Source organism: Kineococcus siccus (assembly GCF_009906795.1).
GTDB classification, from domain to species: domain Bacteria; phylum Actinomycetota; class Actinomycetes; order Actinomycetales; family Kineococcaceae; genus Kineococcus; species Kineococcus siccus.
This window is the reverse complement of the sequence record NZ_JAAALN010000006.1, coordinates 33505-48684: the sequence shown is the minus strand read 5'-3', so window position 1 is coordinate 48684 and position 15180 is coordinate 33505. Positions and strand designations below refer to the sequence as shown.

Genomic DNA, 15180 nt, shown 5'->3' with positions numbered 1-15180 from the left:
GCCCCACCCACCGTTCACTCGGGAGCCCGGGAACCGTTCCCGGCCAGCGCCCCTGCGGGCGCGACGGCCCCCGCGGTGACGGCCTCGGTGCTGACGTCGTCCGACGCGGCCACGCTGACCGTGCGGTGGCCGTCGTAGACGTCCCGGTCGAGCTCGCCCTCGGCGTTGGCGACGAGGACCGCGACGAGCGTGTCCCCGTTGACGTTGAGGAAGGTCCGCAGGATGCCCGTGAACCAGTCGACCGCGATGAGCAGGCCGACGGCCTGCACCGGGAGCCCGAGGGACGCGGCCAGGAACATGGCGACCACGGGGAAGCCGCCGGGGACGGTGATCGTGCCCATGTTCAGCAGGATCGCGAGGGCCATGCCGAAGACGATCTGACCGGGGCTGAGCTCCACCGCGCCGGCCTGGGCGAGGAACAGGACGACGATCGTGTAGTTCAGCACCGCGCCGTAGCTGCCCATGGTCAGCCCCACCGACAGCGTGAAGTTCGCGACGCGGCGGCTGACGCCCACCTTCTCGACGGTGTTCTTCAGCACGGTCGGGAACGTCACGGCGGAACTGGTCGTGGTGACGGCGATCGCGGTCTGCTCGGCGAGCTTGCGGGGGAGCCGGGCGGGGTTGATCCGCGCCCGGACGGTGACGATCGCGACGAACAGCACCGTGAGGACGACGACGCCCAGCAGCGTCGTCCCGAGGTAGGCGAGCGCCGTGGTCACGACGCGGAACCCGACGTCGCCGGCCAGCGCCGCGAGGAGGCAGAAGACGCCGACCGGCGCCACGTGCATGACGAGCCGGGTCAGCCCGAGGACGACCTGCTGGAGCTGGTCGAACAGGTCCAGGACCATCCGGTTGCCGGTGCGGGCGACGTAGCCGTTCAGCGCGACGCCGAACAGCAGCGAGAACACGATGATCGGCACCATCGTCGCGGTGGACATGGCGTCGAAGATGTTCGTGGTCACGAACGCCGTGACGGTGTCCTGCCAGCCCGCGGCCGGTCCCGCCGACTCCGCGAGCTCGGGGTCGAGCTCCCCCGCGAAGACCATGCCCTGACCCGGCCGGATCGCCTGGCCGAGAGCCCACGCGACGAGGGCGGCGACGACGGAGAGGCTCAGCATCCAGCGGAAGGTGCGGAACGCGAGCCGCCCGGTGCCCGCGCCGGCCATCGACCCCGTGGCCACGATCACCGACGTCATGACGAGCGGGACGATGGCCATCTGGACCAGGCGGATGAACAGGTCGCCGACGACCTCGAGGTTCGCCGCCCACTCACCGGCGACGAGACCGAACACGACGCCCCCGACCGCACCGGCGCCGATGAGGGCGGCGGGGTGGCGGAGGTTCACGGTGGGAGCGGTGACCGGCACGGGTACCTCCACGGGGTGCGGGCTGCGCACCGGGTGGTGCGTCCACCTCCCATTCAGGTGGCTCGCCGTTTCCGGACGGTTACGTCACCATCACAGCGCTGTGAAGGCGGAACCCCGTCGGCGACTCACCGCGCGCCCGGGCGGGCCGGTCCTCCGGTGTCGTCCCTCCCCGCCCGGCTGGGACCATGGACGCGACGCCGACCACCGACCCCCGGGAGCGACCGGACCGTGCACGCCCCAGGACCCGGCGCACCGCCGCCCGAGAGCGCGGCCATCGAGCTCTACTACGACGACTTCGCCCCGCACTACGTGCCGGGGTGGCGCTCGCTGGAGCACTACGGGCCGCTCGTCGCCGACTTCCTGCTGCGCACCGTGACGCCCGAGTGCCGGGTGCTCGACGTCGGGTGCGGACCGGGGCAGCTGACCCGCGACCTCCCGCCCGACGTGTCCGTCACGGGCATCGACCTGTCCCCGCAGATGCTCGCCCGGGCCGAGGAGGGGCGGCCGGGAGGCCACTACGAGCGGCACGACTTCCACGACCCGCTGCCGGGCGGGTGGGAGCGCTTCGACGTGGTCGTCGCCGTCGGGTGCCTGGAGTTCTGCCGCGACCTCCCGGCGACCCTGCGCCACCTCGCGGACGCGTGCGTGCCCGGGGCCCGGCTGCTGGTGGGCGTCGTCGAGGACCGCACCGCCCAGGCGCCGGGCCACACCCGCCGGGCCTTCTCCGACGAGGGCCTGCCGGGCGTCGACATGCACTGCTACGACGAGGCCGCGCAGCGGGCGGCCGTCGAGGCCGCCGGGCTGTCGGCCGCGTCCTACCGGTTCCTGCCGGCCTGGCGCCACGACGAGTACTCCCTCGTCGTGCGCTACGGGTGGTGGGAGCTGCGCAAGGACGCACCGGGCCGCTGAGCACCGGCGCTGCGGGCCGGCTCAGAGCAGGTAGCGGAACAGGGGCTCACCGGCGGCGACGCGCTCGAAGCTCGCGGGGGAGCCGCCCATCCGCGCGAGCAGCGCGGGCAGGTCGCCGGGGTGGGCGATCTCCAGCCCGACCAGGGCCGGACCGGTCTCGCGGTTGCTGCGCTTGACGTACTCGAACAGCGTGATGTCGTCGTCCGGGCCGAGGACCTCGTCGAGGAACCGCCGCAGCGCCCCGGGTTCCTGCGGGAAGTCGACGAGGAAGTAGTGCTTGCGGCCCTCGTGGATGAGCGCGCGCTCGACGATCTCGGCGTAGCGGGACACGTCGTTGTTCCCGCCCGAGACGACGCACACGACGCTCGACCCCGGGGCCAGGTCGACGGCCTCCGCGAGCGCGGCGGTGGCGAGCGCGCCCGCGGGCTCGGCGATGATCCCGTCGGTCTGGTACATCGCGAGCATCTCGCGGCAGATCCGGCCCTCCTCCACGGTGACGAGCTCGGTGCGGTGCGCGGCCACGACGGGGTAGGTCGACGCCCCGACCTGGCGCACCGCGGCCCCGTCGACGAACGTGTCCAGGTGCGGCAGGGCGACGGGCCGCCCCGCGGCTACGGCCGCCGCCATCGACGCGGCGCCCGCGGGCTCGACCCCGACGACGCGGACGCCGGGGTGACGCTCGCCCATCCACGCGAGGACCCCCGCGAGCAGGCCGCCGCCGCCGACGGGGACCACGAGCACGTCGGGCGGGGCGCCCTGGGCGGCGACGGCCTGCTCGACGACCTCGATCGCGACGGTGCCCTGCCCGGCGACCGTGCGGGGGTCGTCGAAGGCGGGCACGAGCGTCGCGCCCGAGGAGCTCGCGTGCTCCGTCGCCGCGGTCGCCGCGTCGTCGTAGGTGTCTCCCACGACGACGGTCTCGACGAACGCACCGCCCAGGTCGGCGATCCGGTCGCGCTTCTGCCGGGGCGTCGTGCGGGGCAGGTACACGCGCCCCGGCACCCGCAGCGCCGCGCACGCGTAGGCGACGCCCTGGCCGTGGTTGCCGGCGCTCGCGCAGACGACCCCGCGGGCCCGGGGGCCCGCGCCGAGCTGGGCGATGAGGTTGTACGCGCCGCGGGCCTTGTAGGAGCGGACCACCTGCAGGTCCTCGCGCTTGAGCCAGACCCGCGCCCCCGTCGCCTCCGAGAGCCGGACGCTCGGCTCCAGCGGCGTGGTCCCGACGACCCCGACGAGACGCCGCGCCGCAGCCTCGACGAGGGCTGCGTCCACCGCGCCCCCCGCGTCGGGCGCCGTCGTCCCGGGGAGGGGGGCGGCGGGCGGGCCACCGCGGGCGTCAGTCGTCATGACCCCATGGTCGCGCCGCGGGACGGCGCGGGCCGACGGTGGGGGAGGCGCGCCGCTTGGCGGCGACGGTCCGTCACCGCCGCGACGCGGGTCGTGACCTCGACCACAGGCCGGGGGCGGGGGTGCCGGTGACGGCAAGGCTGCCCTATCCTCGGCAAGCCTCACCTCACCTGGTGCGGCGTCCTGCGGAAGGGGTCGCACGTGCTCGCCACCTTCGTCATCGGGCTCCGCGAGGGGCTCGAGGCGGCGCTCGTCGTCGGCATCGTCGCGGCGTTCCTGCGCCAGCGCGGCGAGGCCCGGGCCGTGCGCCAGGTCTGGATCGGCGTGCTGGCCGCCGTGGTGCTGTGCGCCGGCGCCGCCCTCGCGCTGCAGTCCTACTCGCAGGGCCTGCCTCAGCTGCAGCAGGAGCAGCTCGAGACCGTCGTCGGCCTCGTCGCCGTCGCGATGGTCACCTACATGATCTTCTGGATGACGCGCCACGCGCGGTCCATGAAGGGCGACCTGGAGCGGGCGGCGGGTTCCGCGCTCGCCCGCGGCTCGTCCTGGGCCCTCGTCGCGATGGCCTTCCTCGCGGTGCTGCGCGAGGGCCTGGAGACGTCGGTGTTCCTGCTGGCCACCTTCCAGAACTCGGCGGACAACGCCGCCGGCGCGATCGGCGCCGCCCTCGGCATCCTCGTCGCGGTCGTGCTCGGCTACGGCATCTACCGCGGGGGCGTGAAGATCAACCTGAGCCGCCTCTTCCGCGTCACCGGGGTCCTCCTCGTCGTCGTCGCCGCCGGCATCGTCATGGGCGCGGCCCACACGGCCCACAGCGCCGGCTGGCTCCTGGCCGGTCAGCAGCAGGTGCTGGACCTCTCCGCGCTGGTGCAGCCCGGCACGGTCCGGGCCGCGGTCCTGCAGGGCGTCCTCGGCTGGCTGCCGCGGCCGACGCTCGCAGAGGTGCTCGCCTGGGTCGTCTACGCGGTGCCCATGCTCGTCGTCGTGCTGTGGCCGCGCTCGGGCCGCCGCGTCGGCCAGCGGTCCCCGCAGCCCGTCTCCGCCTGATCCCACCGTCTCGTCCGACCGCTCCTGGTGCCGCCGCCCGGCGGCACCGTCCTCCCGAAAGGCGTTCCCGTGTCCCGCAGTCCGCAGTCCCCGCGCACCAGCCGCCCGCTCGTGGCCCTCGCCGCGGCCGGTCCGCTGCTCCTGCTCGCCGCGTGCGGCGGCGGGGCGCAGGCCGAGGGCTCCGCCGCGGAGGGCTCCGTCGTCACCGTGACGATCTCCGACGACCGGTGCACGGCCGAGCCGGACAGCGTCTCGGCCGGGTCGACCACCTTCAACGTCACCAACGAGGACGCCTCGGCGGTGACGGAGGCCGAGCTGGTCAACGCCGGCGGGCGCATCCTCGGCGAGCGCGAGAACCTCACGCCGGGCCTGAAGGCGAGCTTCTCCCTGAAGGTGGAGCCGGGCGACTACAGCATCCAGTGCCCCAACGCGGCCACCGAGCTGACGCCGTTCACGGTCACGGGTGCCGCGGCCACCGCCGCGGCCACGACCGACCCGCTGTTCACGGCGGCCACGACGGGTTACCAGACGTACGTGAAGGAGCAGATCGCCCAGCTGGTCCCGGCGACCCAGGCCTTCGCGGCCGCGGTCGAGGCGGGCGACGTCGAGCGGGCCAAGGCGCTGTACGGGCCGGCGCGCGCGCCCTACGAGCGGGTCGAGCCGGTGGCCGAGAGCTTCGGCGACCTCGACCCCGCCATCGACGCGCGCATCGCCGACGTCGAGGACCCGGCCACGTGGTCGGGCTTCCACCGCATCGAGCAGGCCCTGTGGGTCGAGGGCAGCACGGCCGGCATGGCCCCCGTCGCGCAGAAGCTCGTCGCCGACGTCACCCAGCTCCAGACGCTCGCGCAGCAGGTCACCTTCCAGCCCGCCGAGCTCGCCAACGGCGCCAGCGCGCTGCTGGACGAGGTCGCGAGCAGCAAGGTCACGGGCGAGGAGGAGGCCTACTCGCACCTGGACCTGCTGGACTTCGCGGCCAACGTCGAGGGCGCCCGCAAGGCCTTCGACCTCCTGACGCCCGCGCTCCAGGTCACCGACCCCGAGCTGGTCACGACCATCACGCAGCGCTTCGACGACGTGACCACCGGGCTCGAGCCGTACCGTCGCGGGGACAGCTGGGCGCCCTACACGGAGCTGAGCGCCGAGCAGGTGCGCGAGCTCGCCACCGGGGTCGACGCGCTCGCCGAGCCGCTGTCCACCGTGGCCGGCAAGGTCGTCGGCGGCGCCGGGCAGTGACGACGCCGCGCCGCCCCGAGGAGATCGCCCGAGCAGGAGGAGGAGCCGTGGACGGGATCCGCCCGACGCGCCGGGGGCTGCTGACGGGGGCGGCCGTCGTCGGCGCCGCCGGCATCGGAGCCGGCAGCGTCGCCTTCGCGGGCCGCTCGCCCGAGAGCACGGCGAGCGCCGCCGCCCGCACGGTGCCCTTCCACGGCGCCCGGCAGGCCGGCATCACCACGCCCGCGCAGGACCAGCTGGTCTTCGCGGCCGTCGACGTGACGACGAAGGACGCCTCGGCGCTCGCCGACGTCCTGGCGCGCTGGACGGAGGCGACCCGCGCGATGACGGGCGGCGCGCACGTCGGGGGCGCCGACGGCATCGGTGTCGACCCCGACGAACCGCCGACGGACACCGGCGAGGCCTACGAGCTCCCGGCCTCGAACCTGACCGTGACCCTGGGGTACGGCCCGTCGCTGTTCGACGGGCGCTTCGGCCTGCAGGACAAGCGACCCGCCGCGCTGCAGGAGCTGCCGCCGCTGCCGGGCGAGCAGCTCGACCCCACGCGCTGCGGGGGCGACCTGTGCCTGCAGGCCTGCGCCGACGACCCCCAGGTCGCCTTCCACGCCGTCCGCAACCTCCTGAGGATCGGCCGCGGCGTCGTCGCGGTGCGGTGGATGCAGCTCGGCTTCGGCCGGGCCGCCTCGACCGCCGCCGGGCAGCCCACGCCCCGCAACCTGTTCGGCTTCAAGGACGGCACTGCCAACGTCCGGGCCGAGGACGGCCGCGACCTCGACGCCGCCGTGTTCGTCGGCGGCCCCGGAGCGCCTGCGGTGGACCAGGAGTGGATGCGCGACGGCACCTACCTCGTCGCTCGGCGCATCCGGATGCTGGTCGAGAGCTGGGACCGCGCGACCCTCGGCGAGCAGGAGCGGGTGATCGGCCGGACCAAGCGGACGGGCGCCCCGCTCACCGGCAGCCGCGAGTTCGACCCGCTGCAGCTCGACCGCACGTCCCCCGACGGCGAACCCGTCATCGACGTCGCCGCGCACGTGCGCCTCGCGGCGCCGGAGACCAACGGTGGCGCCAAGATGCTGCGCCGCGGGTACAACTACACCGACGGCCTGGACCCCGTCACGGGTCAGCTGGACGCGGGCCTGTTCTTCATCGCCTTCCAGAACGACCCCGAGTCGCAGTTCGTCGCGGTGCAGCGCCGCCTCGGCGCCCACGACGCGATGACCGAGTACGTCAAGCACGTCGGCAGCGCGGTGTTCGCGTGCCCGCCCGGCGTGGACGCCCGCGGCAGCTGGGGCGACGGCCTGTTCAGCTGAGGCCGCTCCTCGGCTGGGGCCGGGCAGGCGCGCGCGGTCGCGCTCGGCGCGAGCGTCGAGGACCTCCAGTCGGCGCCGGTCACCGGGGTTCGACGGCGCCCGTCGTCTGGTTCCCGCAGCCGACCGTGCGCGCGTTCTCCACCCGGGGGTCGTCCGCGCCGAGACCCTCGCCGACGACGGTCGTCGGACCGTTGGCCGCGCGGCGCCCGGAGTCGGTCAGCTCGACGGCGGTCCGGGTGACGCGGAAGGCCCCGCCGCCCGTGTCCTCGGCGTCCAGGCCCGCGAGCTGGAGGTCCTCCTCGTCGCCGCCCGCGACGCAGCCGACGCCGGTCCCGAAGCCGGTGAACCCGAGGTCGAACGTGTACTGCTCGCCCTGCGCGTTCTGCGTGGCCACGAGCGCGCAGTCGACGACGGCGTAGAGGGCGACGGAGCGGCCGGTGTCCAGCAGCACCACCGCGGGGCCCGCGGGCTGCAGCTTCTGGCCCAGTGCGGAGGCGGCCTGCGGGGCCGCGCTCGTGAACGTCGTGGAGAACGTCGCGCCCGAGGCCGTGGTGATGCCGAGGGTCCGGTCGGGGGTGTCGGCCAGCCACACGGTGTCCGGGGCGCCGTCGAGGTCGACGTCGCCCGTCTCCGCCGTCGCGGCGCCCGCCGGTGCGGCCGAGGCGTTCGGCGCGCACCCCGTCCCGCCGCCCGTCCCCTCGCCCTCCGCGGGGGCGTCCGGCGTGCCGTCGGCGCTGGAGGCCGCGGGCGAGCTCGTGGCGGGGGTGCCGGCGGCGGGTGCGCTGCTCGAGGAGCTGCTGCCCGTCGGGGTGGCCTCCGCGGCCGGGTCCGTGGCGGTGCCGGACCCGCAGGCGGTCAGGAGCGCCGCGAGGGCGACGGCCGCGGCGGCGGGCAGGCGCCGGGCGGGAGGAGGTGCGATCACGACGACGACCGTGTCACCGCACGGGCGGTGAGGGCAACCGACGCTCCGTGAGCACCTGGGGTCAGTCGCCCGGCGGGGCGGTCGGGAGGCCGCCCGGCCCGGACGCACGACGGCGCCGCCCCCGGCCGGGGACGGCGCCGTCGTGGCGGACGTGGGAGCTCAGGCGCCCATGTTCATGGTGTCGGGGTGCGCGCCGACCCGGCCGTCGCGCTCGAGGCCCGAGACCTGCGCCCGGTCGTCCTCGGTGAGCTCGAAGTCGAAGAGGTCGATGTTCTCCCGGATGCGCTCGGGCGTCACCGACTTCGGGATGACGAGGTTGCCGATCTCGATGTGCCAGCGCAGCGTGACCTGGGCGGGCGTCTTGCCGTGGGCCGCCGCGATCGCCCGGATGGTCGGGTCGTCGATGACGCCCTTGCCCGACGACAGGGGGCTGTAGGCCTCGGTGACGACCTGGTGGCGCGCGAGCTCCTCGCGCAGCGCGACCTGCTGCAGGAACGGGTGCAGCTCGATCTGGTTCACCGCGGGCACCACGTCGGTCCCCGCGAGGAGCCGGTTGAGGTGGTGCGGCTCGAAGTTGGAGACGCCGATGGCGCGGACGCGACCCTCCGCGTACAGGCGCTCGAACGCCTTCCAGGTGTCGACGTAGGCGTCCTTGGCGGGCACGGGCCAGTGGATGAGGTACAGGTCCACCGTGTCCAGGCCCAGCTTGCCGAGGCTCTCGTCGAAGGCGCGCAGCGTCGAGTCGAAGCCCTGCTCGGCGTTCCACAGCTTGGTGGTGACGAACAGCTCCTCGCGCGCCAGCCCGGACTGGGCGATCGCCGCGCCCACGCCCTTCTCGTTGCCGTAGATGGCGGCGGTGTCGATGTGCCGGTAGCCGGCCTCGAGCGCGGTGGCGACGGCGGGCGTGACCTCGTCGTCGCCGACCTGCCAGACGCCGAAGCCCAGCTGGGGCACGGTGACGCCGTTGTTCAGGGTGATCTGGGGGACCGCAGCGGTCATGGGGGAAGACGCTCCTCATCGGGGACGGGTGGCGTCGGGCCGGGAAGCGCCTCACGGCGCATCGCCGCTCGTAGCGGCTTCAGTTGGGACCCGGGGCTACCGCGGCCCGACGCCTCCACCAGTGTAACGAGCGGGCCACGACCCGCCAGGGCTGAGTCAGCCGAGCTCGCCGTCGCGCCAGCGCCGCCCGGCCGACTCGAGCTGCTCGGCGGTGCGCAGCAGGCGCGCGGCGGAGCGCGTGAGCCCCGAGGCGTCGTCCTCGGCGTCGGCGACGCGGGGGTCGTCGGCGTGGTGCGCGCGGCCGATGGCCACGACCCGGCAGAAGGCCGCGGCGCGCTCGAGCGTGACGGCGAAGTCGCCCTCGGCCACCCCGGTCAGCACGGCGTCCAGGACGGCGGCGACCTCGGCGGGCCCCGGCGGGTCCGCCACACCGGCCACGACCTCCATGACCGGCGCGTGGCGCCGGCCCTCCGCGAACTGGTCGGCGACCGAGCGGGGCGCGCGCTGCACCCAGGTGCGCAGGACGTACAGCCGCCACAGGGCCCCGGCGAGGGAGTCGGCGGGGGCGTCGGACCACAGCTCGGCGATGACCTCGAGCCCCTCGTCCTGCGCGAGGCGCACGACGCGGCGCGTGACCTCCGCGTCGGCGGCGGAGCGCGCCCCGTGCACCAGCGCGGACGCGGCCGCGTGGGCGGCCTCCTCGCGGGCCTGCGGGTCGATCCCGCCCGCCATGGCGAGGATCGCGTCGTCACCGGGCAGGGCCGGCCGGTGGTGGCGCCGCGCGGGCGGCTGGTCGCTCACGTCCCGATCGTCCCACTGCGCCGGGGCCCCGGCGCCCGCAGGTGGTGGGGCGTCCGCAGGTGGTGGGGCGTCCGCAGGTGGTGGAGCGTCCGCGGGGAGGGCGTCAGTGCCGGTAGGGCGCGGGGGGCGCGGCGAGCACGGCGCGGGGGCAGTCCGCCAGCCGCAGGCCGCCGTGGCCCAGGGCCTCGTCGCACAGCGACTCCACGCTCCAGCCGAGCTGGCTGCCGAACAGGGTCACCGAGACGCGGTAGACCGTGATCTCGTACTTCGTCGGGGTGCCGTAGGCGACGTGGATGCGGCCGATCAGCTCGGCGCCCGCGTCGTTGTCCGGGCCGTTCCACGGCCGGTCGTAGCGTCCCCAGACGCTCGGTGTCGCCTCCCAGACGCCCCCGTTCTGCACGTCGCGGAGCGCGAGCTCGACCAGCACGCGGCGGGCGGCGTCCTCGGGGACGATCGCGGCGGGCCGGATGACCTCGGAGATCTCCCCCACGCGGGTGGCCGGCTGCAGGTCGGTCACGGTCGCCTCGCCTCTCCTCGCCGGTGTGCCGGACGTCGCCCGGTGCCCTCCCATCGGCAGCCCCGGGCCCGCACCTGAGGGGCTCCGGGCCCGCCTGCGCCCGTGCGGTGGAGAGCGTGTGGTGGAGGTGGTGCGCTGCGGGGTCGGTGAGGCATGATGGCGGAGAACGGAAAGCACGCCGAGTAGTCATCTGGTCACCGCTTGTCGCTCCGCTGGGGTGCGAGGTCGTTGGGGAAGACGTCCCTCACACCGACGCAGAGGAGAACGGCATGTCCGGTGCGACGACTCGCGGCGTGCTCTTCGTGCACTCCGCACCACGAGCGCTCACTCCGCACATCGAGTGGGCCGCCGGTGGTGTCCTCGGCGTGCGCCCGTCCTTCGACTGGACGAGCCAGCCGATCGCTCCGGGCTGCCTGCGGGCCGAGTACTCGTGGCAGGCGCCGCAGGGGACGGGCGCCCTCATCGCCTCCGCGCTGCGCGGCTGGGCGCACCTGCGCTTCGAGGTGACCGAGGAACCCAGCCCCGGCTGCGACGGCGGTCGCTGGAGCCACACACCGGCCCTCGGCATCTTCCACACCGTGACGGACGTGCACGGCAACGCCCAGGTCCCGGAGGACCGCGTGCGCGCCGCCCTGGACCTCCTGTCCGGGCCCGCCGCCGACCCGGCGTCGGCGCGGCGCGCGCTCGCCCTGGCCGTCGGGGAGCCCTGGGACTCCGAGCTCGAGGCGTTCCGCCACGCCGGCGACGACACCCCCGTGCGCTGGCTGCACCAGGTCGGCTGAGCCGGGCCTCACCCCGACGCGCGACGGCCCGCAGGGAGTCCCTGCGGGCCATCGTGCGTGCGGGCCGGACCGGCCCGGGGAACCTCAGACCGAGCGGAAGACGAGGCTCGAGTTGTGCCCGCCGAAGCCGAACGCGTTGTTCAGCCCGACGAGGCGGCCCTCGGCCGGCAGCGGCCGCGGGTCCTTGCGGACGACGTCCACCGAGATGTCCGGGTCGATGTCGTCGACGTTGATCGTGGGCGGCGCCAGCCGGTCGCGCAGCGCGAGGATCGTGAAGATGCTCTCGACGGCGCCGGCCGCCCCCAGCAGGTGGCCCGTCATCGACTTCGTGGCCGAGACGGCGATGTGCTCGAGGTCGTCGCCCAGGGCCAGCCGCAGGCCGTGGTCCTCGGCGATGTCGCCCACGGGCGTCGACGTCGCGTGCGCGTTGAGGTGCACGACGTCCGCGGCCGAGATGTCCGCGGCGCGCAGCGCGTCGCCGATGGCGCGGCTCACGCCGAGACCTGCGGGCTCGGGTGCGGCGATGTGGTGCGCGTCGGCCGAGAGGCCCGCGCCCATCAGCTCCGCGTGGATGCGGGCGCCGCGCGCCACGGCGTGCTCCTCCGCCTCGAGGACGAGCATGCCCGCGCCCTCGCCGAGCACGAAGCCGTCGCGCTGGGTGTCGAAGGGCCGCGAGGCGCGCTCGGGGTCCTCGTTGCGCGTGGACATCGCGTGCATCGCCGCGAAGGAGGCGATGGGCAGCGGGTGGATCGCGGCCTCGGTGCCTCCGGCGATGACGATGTCGGCCCGGCCCGAGCGGATCATCTCCAGGCCGTAGGCGATGGCCTCGGCGCCCGACGCGCAGGCGCTGACGGGCGTGTGCGCCCCGGCGCCGGCGCCGAACTCGAGGCTGACGGCGGCCGTGGAGCTGTTGGCCATGAGCATCGGCACGGTCAGCGGCAGCACGCGGCGTGCACCGCGCGTGCGCAGCGTGTCGTAGGCGGTCAGCAGGGTCCAGATCCCCCCGATGCCCGTGCCCACGACCGAGCCCAGCCGGACCTTGTCGACCTCGGGGGCGCCCGCGTCCTTCCAGGCCTCGCGCGCGGCGATGACGGAGAACTGGGCCGAGGGGTCGAGCCGCTTGGTCTCCTGGCGGGTCAGGACGTCCGCGGCCTTGACCGCGGCCTGGGCGGCGAAGGTGATCGGCAGTTCCGTGTCGTCGATCCACGCGTCGGTGATGGGAGCCGCGCCGGAGGTGCCGGCGAGGGCGGCTGCCCAGGACGAACGGACGTCGCCGCCCAGCGGCGTCGTCATTCCGAGCCCGGTGACGACGACGCGGCGAGCGGTCGCGGTCATGTCGGTCAACTCCTTCTCGAACGGTGCGGCTGGGGGGGTCCCCCGACGGAGGTCCCCCGGGCTGAGGTGCCGCGTGCGGCGGCGCCGCCGGCCGGCCCGTGCGGGGCCGGGCCGGCGACGGCGGGTCTCAGCCCTGGGCCTGGGAGATGTAGGCGACGGCGTCGCCCACGGTGCGGAGGTTCTTGACGTCCTCGTCCGGGATGCGGACGGAGAACTTCTCCTCGGCGTTGACGACGATGGTCATCATCGACAGCGAGTCGATGTCGAGGTCGTCGGTGAACGACTTGTCGGCCTGCACGCTGTCGGTGGGCAGGCCGGTCTCCTCGTTGACGATCTCGGCGAGGCCGCTCAGGATCTCCTGCTCACTGGCCATGCGGTGCTCCTTCGGTGGTGGGCGCCCGGGGATCGGACCGCCACGTCGGCCTGGGGCGCCGGTGCTGCGTCCCAGGGGTCTTGGGGGTGCGGCTCACGGCAGCCGGACGACCTGCGCCGCGTACGACAGCCCGGCGCCGTAGCCGATGAGCAGGGCCAGCCCGCCCGACGGCGCGTCGCCGTCGGCCATCGCCCGCTCCATGGCCAGCGGCACCGAGGCCGCCGAGGTGTTGCCCATGTCGACGATGTCGCGGGCCACGTGCACGGAGTCGGGCAGCTTGAGCTGCTTGACCATGGCGTCGATGATCCGGCCGTTCGCCTGGTGGGCGACGAACACGTCGAGGTCGGACGCGGCGACGCCGGCGGCGTCCAGGGCGCGCTGGGCGACCGGCGCCATCTGCCACACGGCCCAGCGGAACACGGTCTGGCCGGCCTGCTCGAGGTAGGGCCAGGTGTCGTCGGGGACCGCGAGGTCGCCCGCCGGCTCGGCGGCGGCGAGCACCGCGGCCTCGTCGGGCACGAGCCGCTGGGGCGAGCGGCCCTGCCGCACGTCGAGCCACGAGAACTTGGAGCGGATGACGTCGGCCTGCCCGCCGTCGGAGCCCCAGACGGTCGGGGCGATGCCGACCTCCTGCGAGGGCCCGAGGACGACGGCGCCCGCGCCGTCGGCGAAGAGGAACGCCGTGGAGCGGTCGTGCTTGTCGGTGAAGTCCGAGAGCTTGTCCACCCCCACGACGAGGACGTGCTCGGCGGTGCCGCCGCGCACCAGGTCGCTGCCCACGGCGACGCCGTGGCAGAACCCGGCGCAGCCGGCCGAGACGTCGAAGGCCGCCGCGGGCGTCGCGCCGAGGCGGTGCGCGAGGACGGCCGCGGCCGCGGGGGTCTGGTAGGGGTGCGAGACGGTCGCGACGACGACGGCGTCGACGTCGCCCCCCGTCAGCCCCGCGGCGGCCAGGGCCTTGGCGGAGGCGTCCTCGGACATGTCGACGACGCTGACGTCGGGCGCCGCCCAGCGGCGCGTGGCGATCCCGGTGCGCTGGCGGATCCACTCGTCGGAGGAGTCGATCCAGGTGCACACCTCGGCGTTGTCGATGATGCGCGGGGGGCGGTGCGCCCCCACGCCGAGGATCCGGGCCTCCCGGTGCGGTGCGGTGCTCAGCCGGGGGCTCACCGGCCCACCTCCACTGGTGTCGTGGTCCGCACGACGCCGCCGTGCTCGGCGATCATCGTGCGGGCCCTCTCGAGGTCGTCTGGGGTCTTCAGCGCCAGGACGTCCACCCCCTTGAGCGAACGCTTGGCCAGGTTGGTCAAGGTACCCGCCGGCGGGACCTCGACCAGCCCGGTGACCCCGAGCCGGGCGAAGGCCTCCTGGCACAGGTCCCAGCGCACGGGGCGGCTGACCTGGGCCACGAGGCGGCGCAGGACCTCGGCGCCGTCGCTCACGAGCTCCCCGTCGGCGTTCGCGGCCAGCGGCACGGCGGCCGTCCCGGGTTCCAGGCCCGCGGCCAGGGCCTCGAGCGTCCCGACGGCCGGCTGCATGTGCGTGGTGTGGAAGGCCCCCGCGACCTGCAGGGGGACGACGCGCGCCTTCGCGGGCGGTGCGGCCGCGAGCGCGGCGAGCGCCTCCACGGTGCCAGCGGCGACGACCTGCCCGCCGCCGTTGGCGTTGGCGGCCGTGAGCCCGTGGGCCGCCAGTGCGGCCGCGACCTCGTCCGGGTCGCCGCCCAGCACCGCGCTCATGCCGGTCGGGGTGGCGGCCGCGGCCGTGGCCATCGCCCGGCCGCGCTCGCGCACGAGGACCAGCGCCTGCTCGGGCGTCAGGGCTCCGACCGCGGCGGCGGCCGTCAGCTCCCCGACGGAGTGCCCCGCGACGGCGCCCGCGGCGCCCGCGACCTCGGCCGGGGACGCCAGCAGCTCGCGCAGACCGAGGAGCCCGGCCGCGACGATGAGGGGCTGGGCCACCGCGGTGTCGCGCAGCGTGTCGGCGTCGGACACCGTGCCGTGGGCGAGCAGGTCGTCGCCGACCACGGCCGAGGCCCAGCGCAGCCGGTCGGCGACGCCCGGCAGCTCGAGCCACGGGGCGAGGAAGCCGGGGGTCTGCGAGCCCTGACCGGGGAAGACGAGAACGAGCACCGTCCCACCTTCTCGTGCCGGCCGGGCCCGCCCTGGTCACGACGCTCACCGACTTCGGCGGCGCGCGTTGTAGGGATCCTCCAAGGCGCGCGGTGGACGGCCCGGC

At 75.2% G+C, this 15180-nt stretch carries 15 protein-coding genes; 5 read left to right on the top strand and 10 right to left on the bottom strand.

Features of this window, described 5'->3' with window-relative positions:
* Positions 1 to 14: 14 nt before the first annotated feature.
* Positions 15 to 1367 (bottom strand): cation:dicarboxylate symporter family transporter, encoded by a 1353-nt coding sequence (locus GTR02_RS02115; protein ID WP_205708461.1) that lies wholly within the window; start codon positions 1365 to 1367, stop codon positions 15 to 17.
* A gap of 228 nt (positions 1368 to 1595) precedes the next feature.
* Here GTR02_RS02115 and GTR02_RS02110 point away from each other — a divergent pair, with 228 nt between their 5' ends.
* Positions 1596 to 2276, top strand: coding sequence for a methyltransferase (locus GTR02_RS02110; RefSeq protein WP_205708460.1), 681 nt, complete (start codon positions 1596 to 1598; stop codon positions 2274 to 2276).
* A gap of 21 nt (positions 2277 to 2297) precedes the next feature.
* Here the strand turns inward: GTR02_RS02110 and ilvA are convergent, their stop codons facing one another.
* The gene (gene ilvA, locus GTR02_RS02105) at positions 2298 to 3623 is read right to left on the bottom strand and encodes a threonine ammonia-lyase IlvA (protein ID WP_166605819.1); all 1326 of its coding nucleotides are present in this window, start codon (positions 3621 to 3623) and stop codon (positions 2298 to 2300) included.
* Positions 3624 to 3824: 201 nt separating this feature from the next.
* On the opposite strand from ilvA, the gene efeU reads away from it, so the two are divergent.
* The 3 genes from efeU to efeB all read left to right on the top strand — a co-directional run bounded on the left by efeU (position 3825) and on the right by efeB (position 7213).
* A complete protein-coding gene (gene efeU / locus GTR02_RS02100; RefSeq protein ID WP_166605818.1) occupies positions 3825 to 4667 on the top strand; it encodes an iron uptake transporter permease EfeU in 843 nt (280 codons plus the stop codon).
* A 69-nt stretch (positions 4668 to 4736) separates the two neighbouring features.
* Complete coding sequence (gene efeO, locus GTR02_RS02095) at positions 4737 to 5903, top strand: iron uptake system protein EfeO (protein ID WP_166605817.1); 1167 nt, start codon at positions 4737 to 4739, stop codon at positions 5901 to 5903.
* Between the two features lie 47 nt (positions 5904 to 5950).
* The gene (gene efeB, locus GTR02_RS02090) at positions 5951 to 7213 is read left to right on the top strand and encodes an iron uptake transporter deferrochelatase/peroxidase subunit (protein ID WP_166605816.1); all 1263 of its coding nucleotides are present in this window, start codon (positions 5951 to 5953) and stop codon (positions 7211 to 7213) included.
* Between the two features lie 79 nt (positions 7214 to 7292).
* Here the strand turns inward: efeB and GTR02_RS02085 are convergent, their stop codons facing one another.
* From GTR02_RS02085 to GTR02_RS02070, 4 genes are all read right to left on the bottom strand, one after another.
* A complete protein-coding gene (locus GTR02_RS02085; protein WP_166605815.1) occupies positions 7293 to 8135 on the bottom strand; it encodes a hypothetical protein in 843 nt (280 codons plus the stop codon).
* 159 nt (positions 8136 to 8294) lie between these two features.
* Positions 8295 to 9134 (bottom strand): aldo/keto reductase, encoded by an 840-nt coding sequence (locus tag GTR02_RS02080; protein WP_166605814.1) that lies wholly within the window; start codon positions 9132 to 9134, stop codon positions 8295 to 8297.
* A 156-nt stretch (positions 9135 to 9290) separates the two neighbouring features.
* The gene (locus GTR02_RS02075; protein ID WP_205708459.1) at positions 9291 to 9935 is read right to left on the bottom strand and encodes a hypothetical protein; all 645 of its coding nucleotides are present in this window, start codon (positions 9933 to 9935) and stop codon (positions 9291 to 9293) included.
* A gap of 103 nt (positions 9936 to 10038) precedes the next feature.
* Positions 10039 to 10452 carry a hypothetical protein gene (locus GTR02_RS02070; RefSeq protein WP_166605813.1) on the bottom strand — a complete coding sequence of 138 codons (414 nt, stop codon included), beginning with the start codon at positions 10450 to 10452 and terminating at the stop codon, positions 10039 to 10041.
* Between the two features lie 269 nt (positions 10453 to 10721).
* Here GTR02_RS02070 and GTR02_RS02065 point away from each other — a divergent pair, with 269 nt between their 5' ends.
* Positions 10722 to 11234: a DUF3145 domain-containing protein gene (locus GTR02_RS02065; RefSeq protein ID WP_166605812.1), complete on the top strand. Its 513-nt coding sequence runs from the start codon at positions 10722 to 10724 to the stop codon at positions 11232 to 11234.
* An 84-nt stretch (positions 11235 to 11318) separates the two neighbouring features.
* Here GTR02_RS02065 and GTR02_RS02060 read toward each other — a convergent pair whose 3' ends face one another.
* The 4 genes from GTR02_RS02060 to GTR02_RS02045 form a co-directional block, all read right to left on the bottom strand.
* The gene (locus tag GTR02_RS02060; protein WP_166605811.1) at positions 11319 to 12569 is read right to left on the bottom strand and encodes a beta-ketoacyl-[acyl-carrier-protein] synthase family protein; all 1251 of its coding nucleotides are present in this window, start codon (positions 12567 to 12569) and stop codon (positions 11319 to 11321) included.
* 127 nt (positions 12570 to 12696) lie between these two features.
* A complete protein-coding gene (locus GTR02_RS02055) occupies positions 12697 to 12942 on the bottom strand; it encodes an acyl carrier protein (protein WP_166605810.1) in 246 nt (81 codons plus the stop codon).
* Between the two features lie 93 nt (positions 12943 to 13035).
* Positions 13036 to 14112, bottom strand: a complete 1077-nt coding sequence (locus GTR02_RS02050; RefSeq protein WP_166605809.1) for a beta-ketoacyl-ACP synthase 3 — start codon at positions 14110 to 14112, stop codon at positions 13036 to 13038.
* Positions 14109 to 15074: an acyltransferase domain-containing protein gene (locus tag GTR02_RS02045; RefSeq protein WP_166605808.1), complete on the bottom strand. Its 966-nt coding sequence runs from the start codon at positions 15072 to 15074 to the stop codon at positions 14109 to 14111. Before GTR02_RS02045 ends, GTR02_RS02050 begins: the two co-directional genes overlap by 4 nt.
* Between the last annotated feature and the right edge of the window lie 106 nt (positions 15075 to 15180).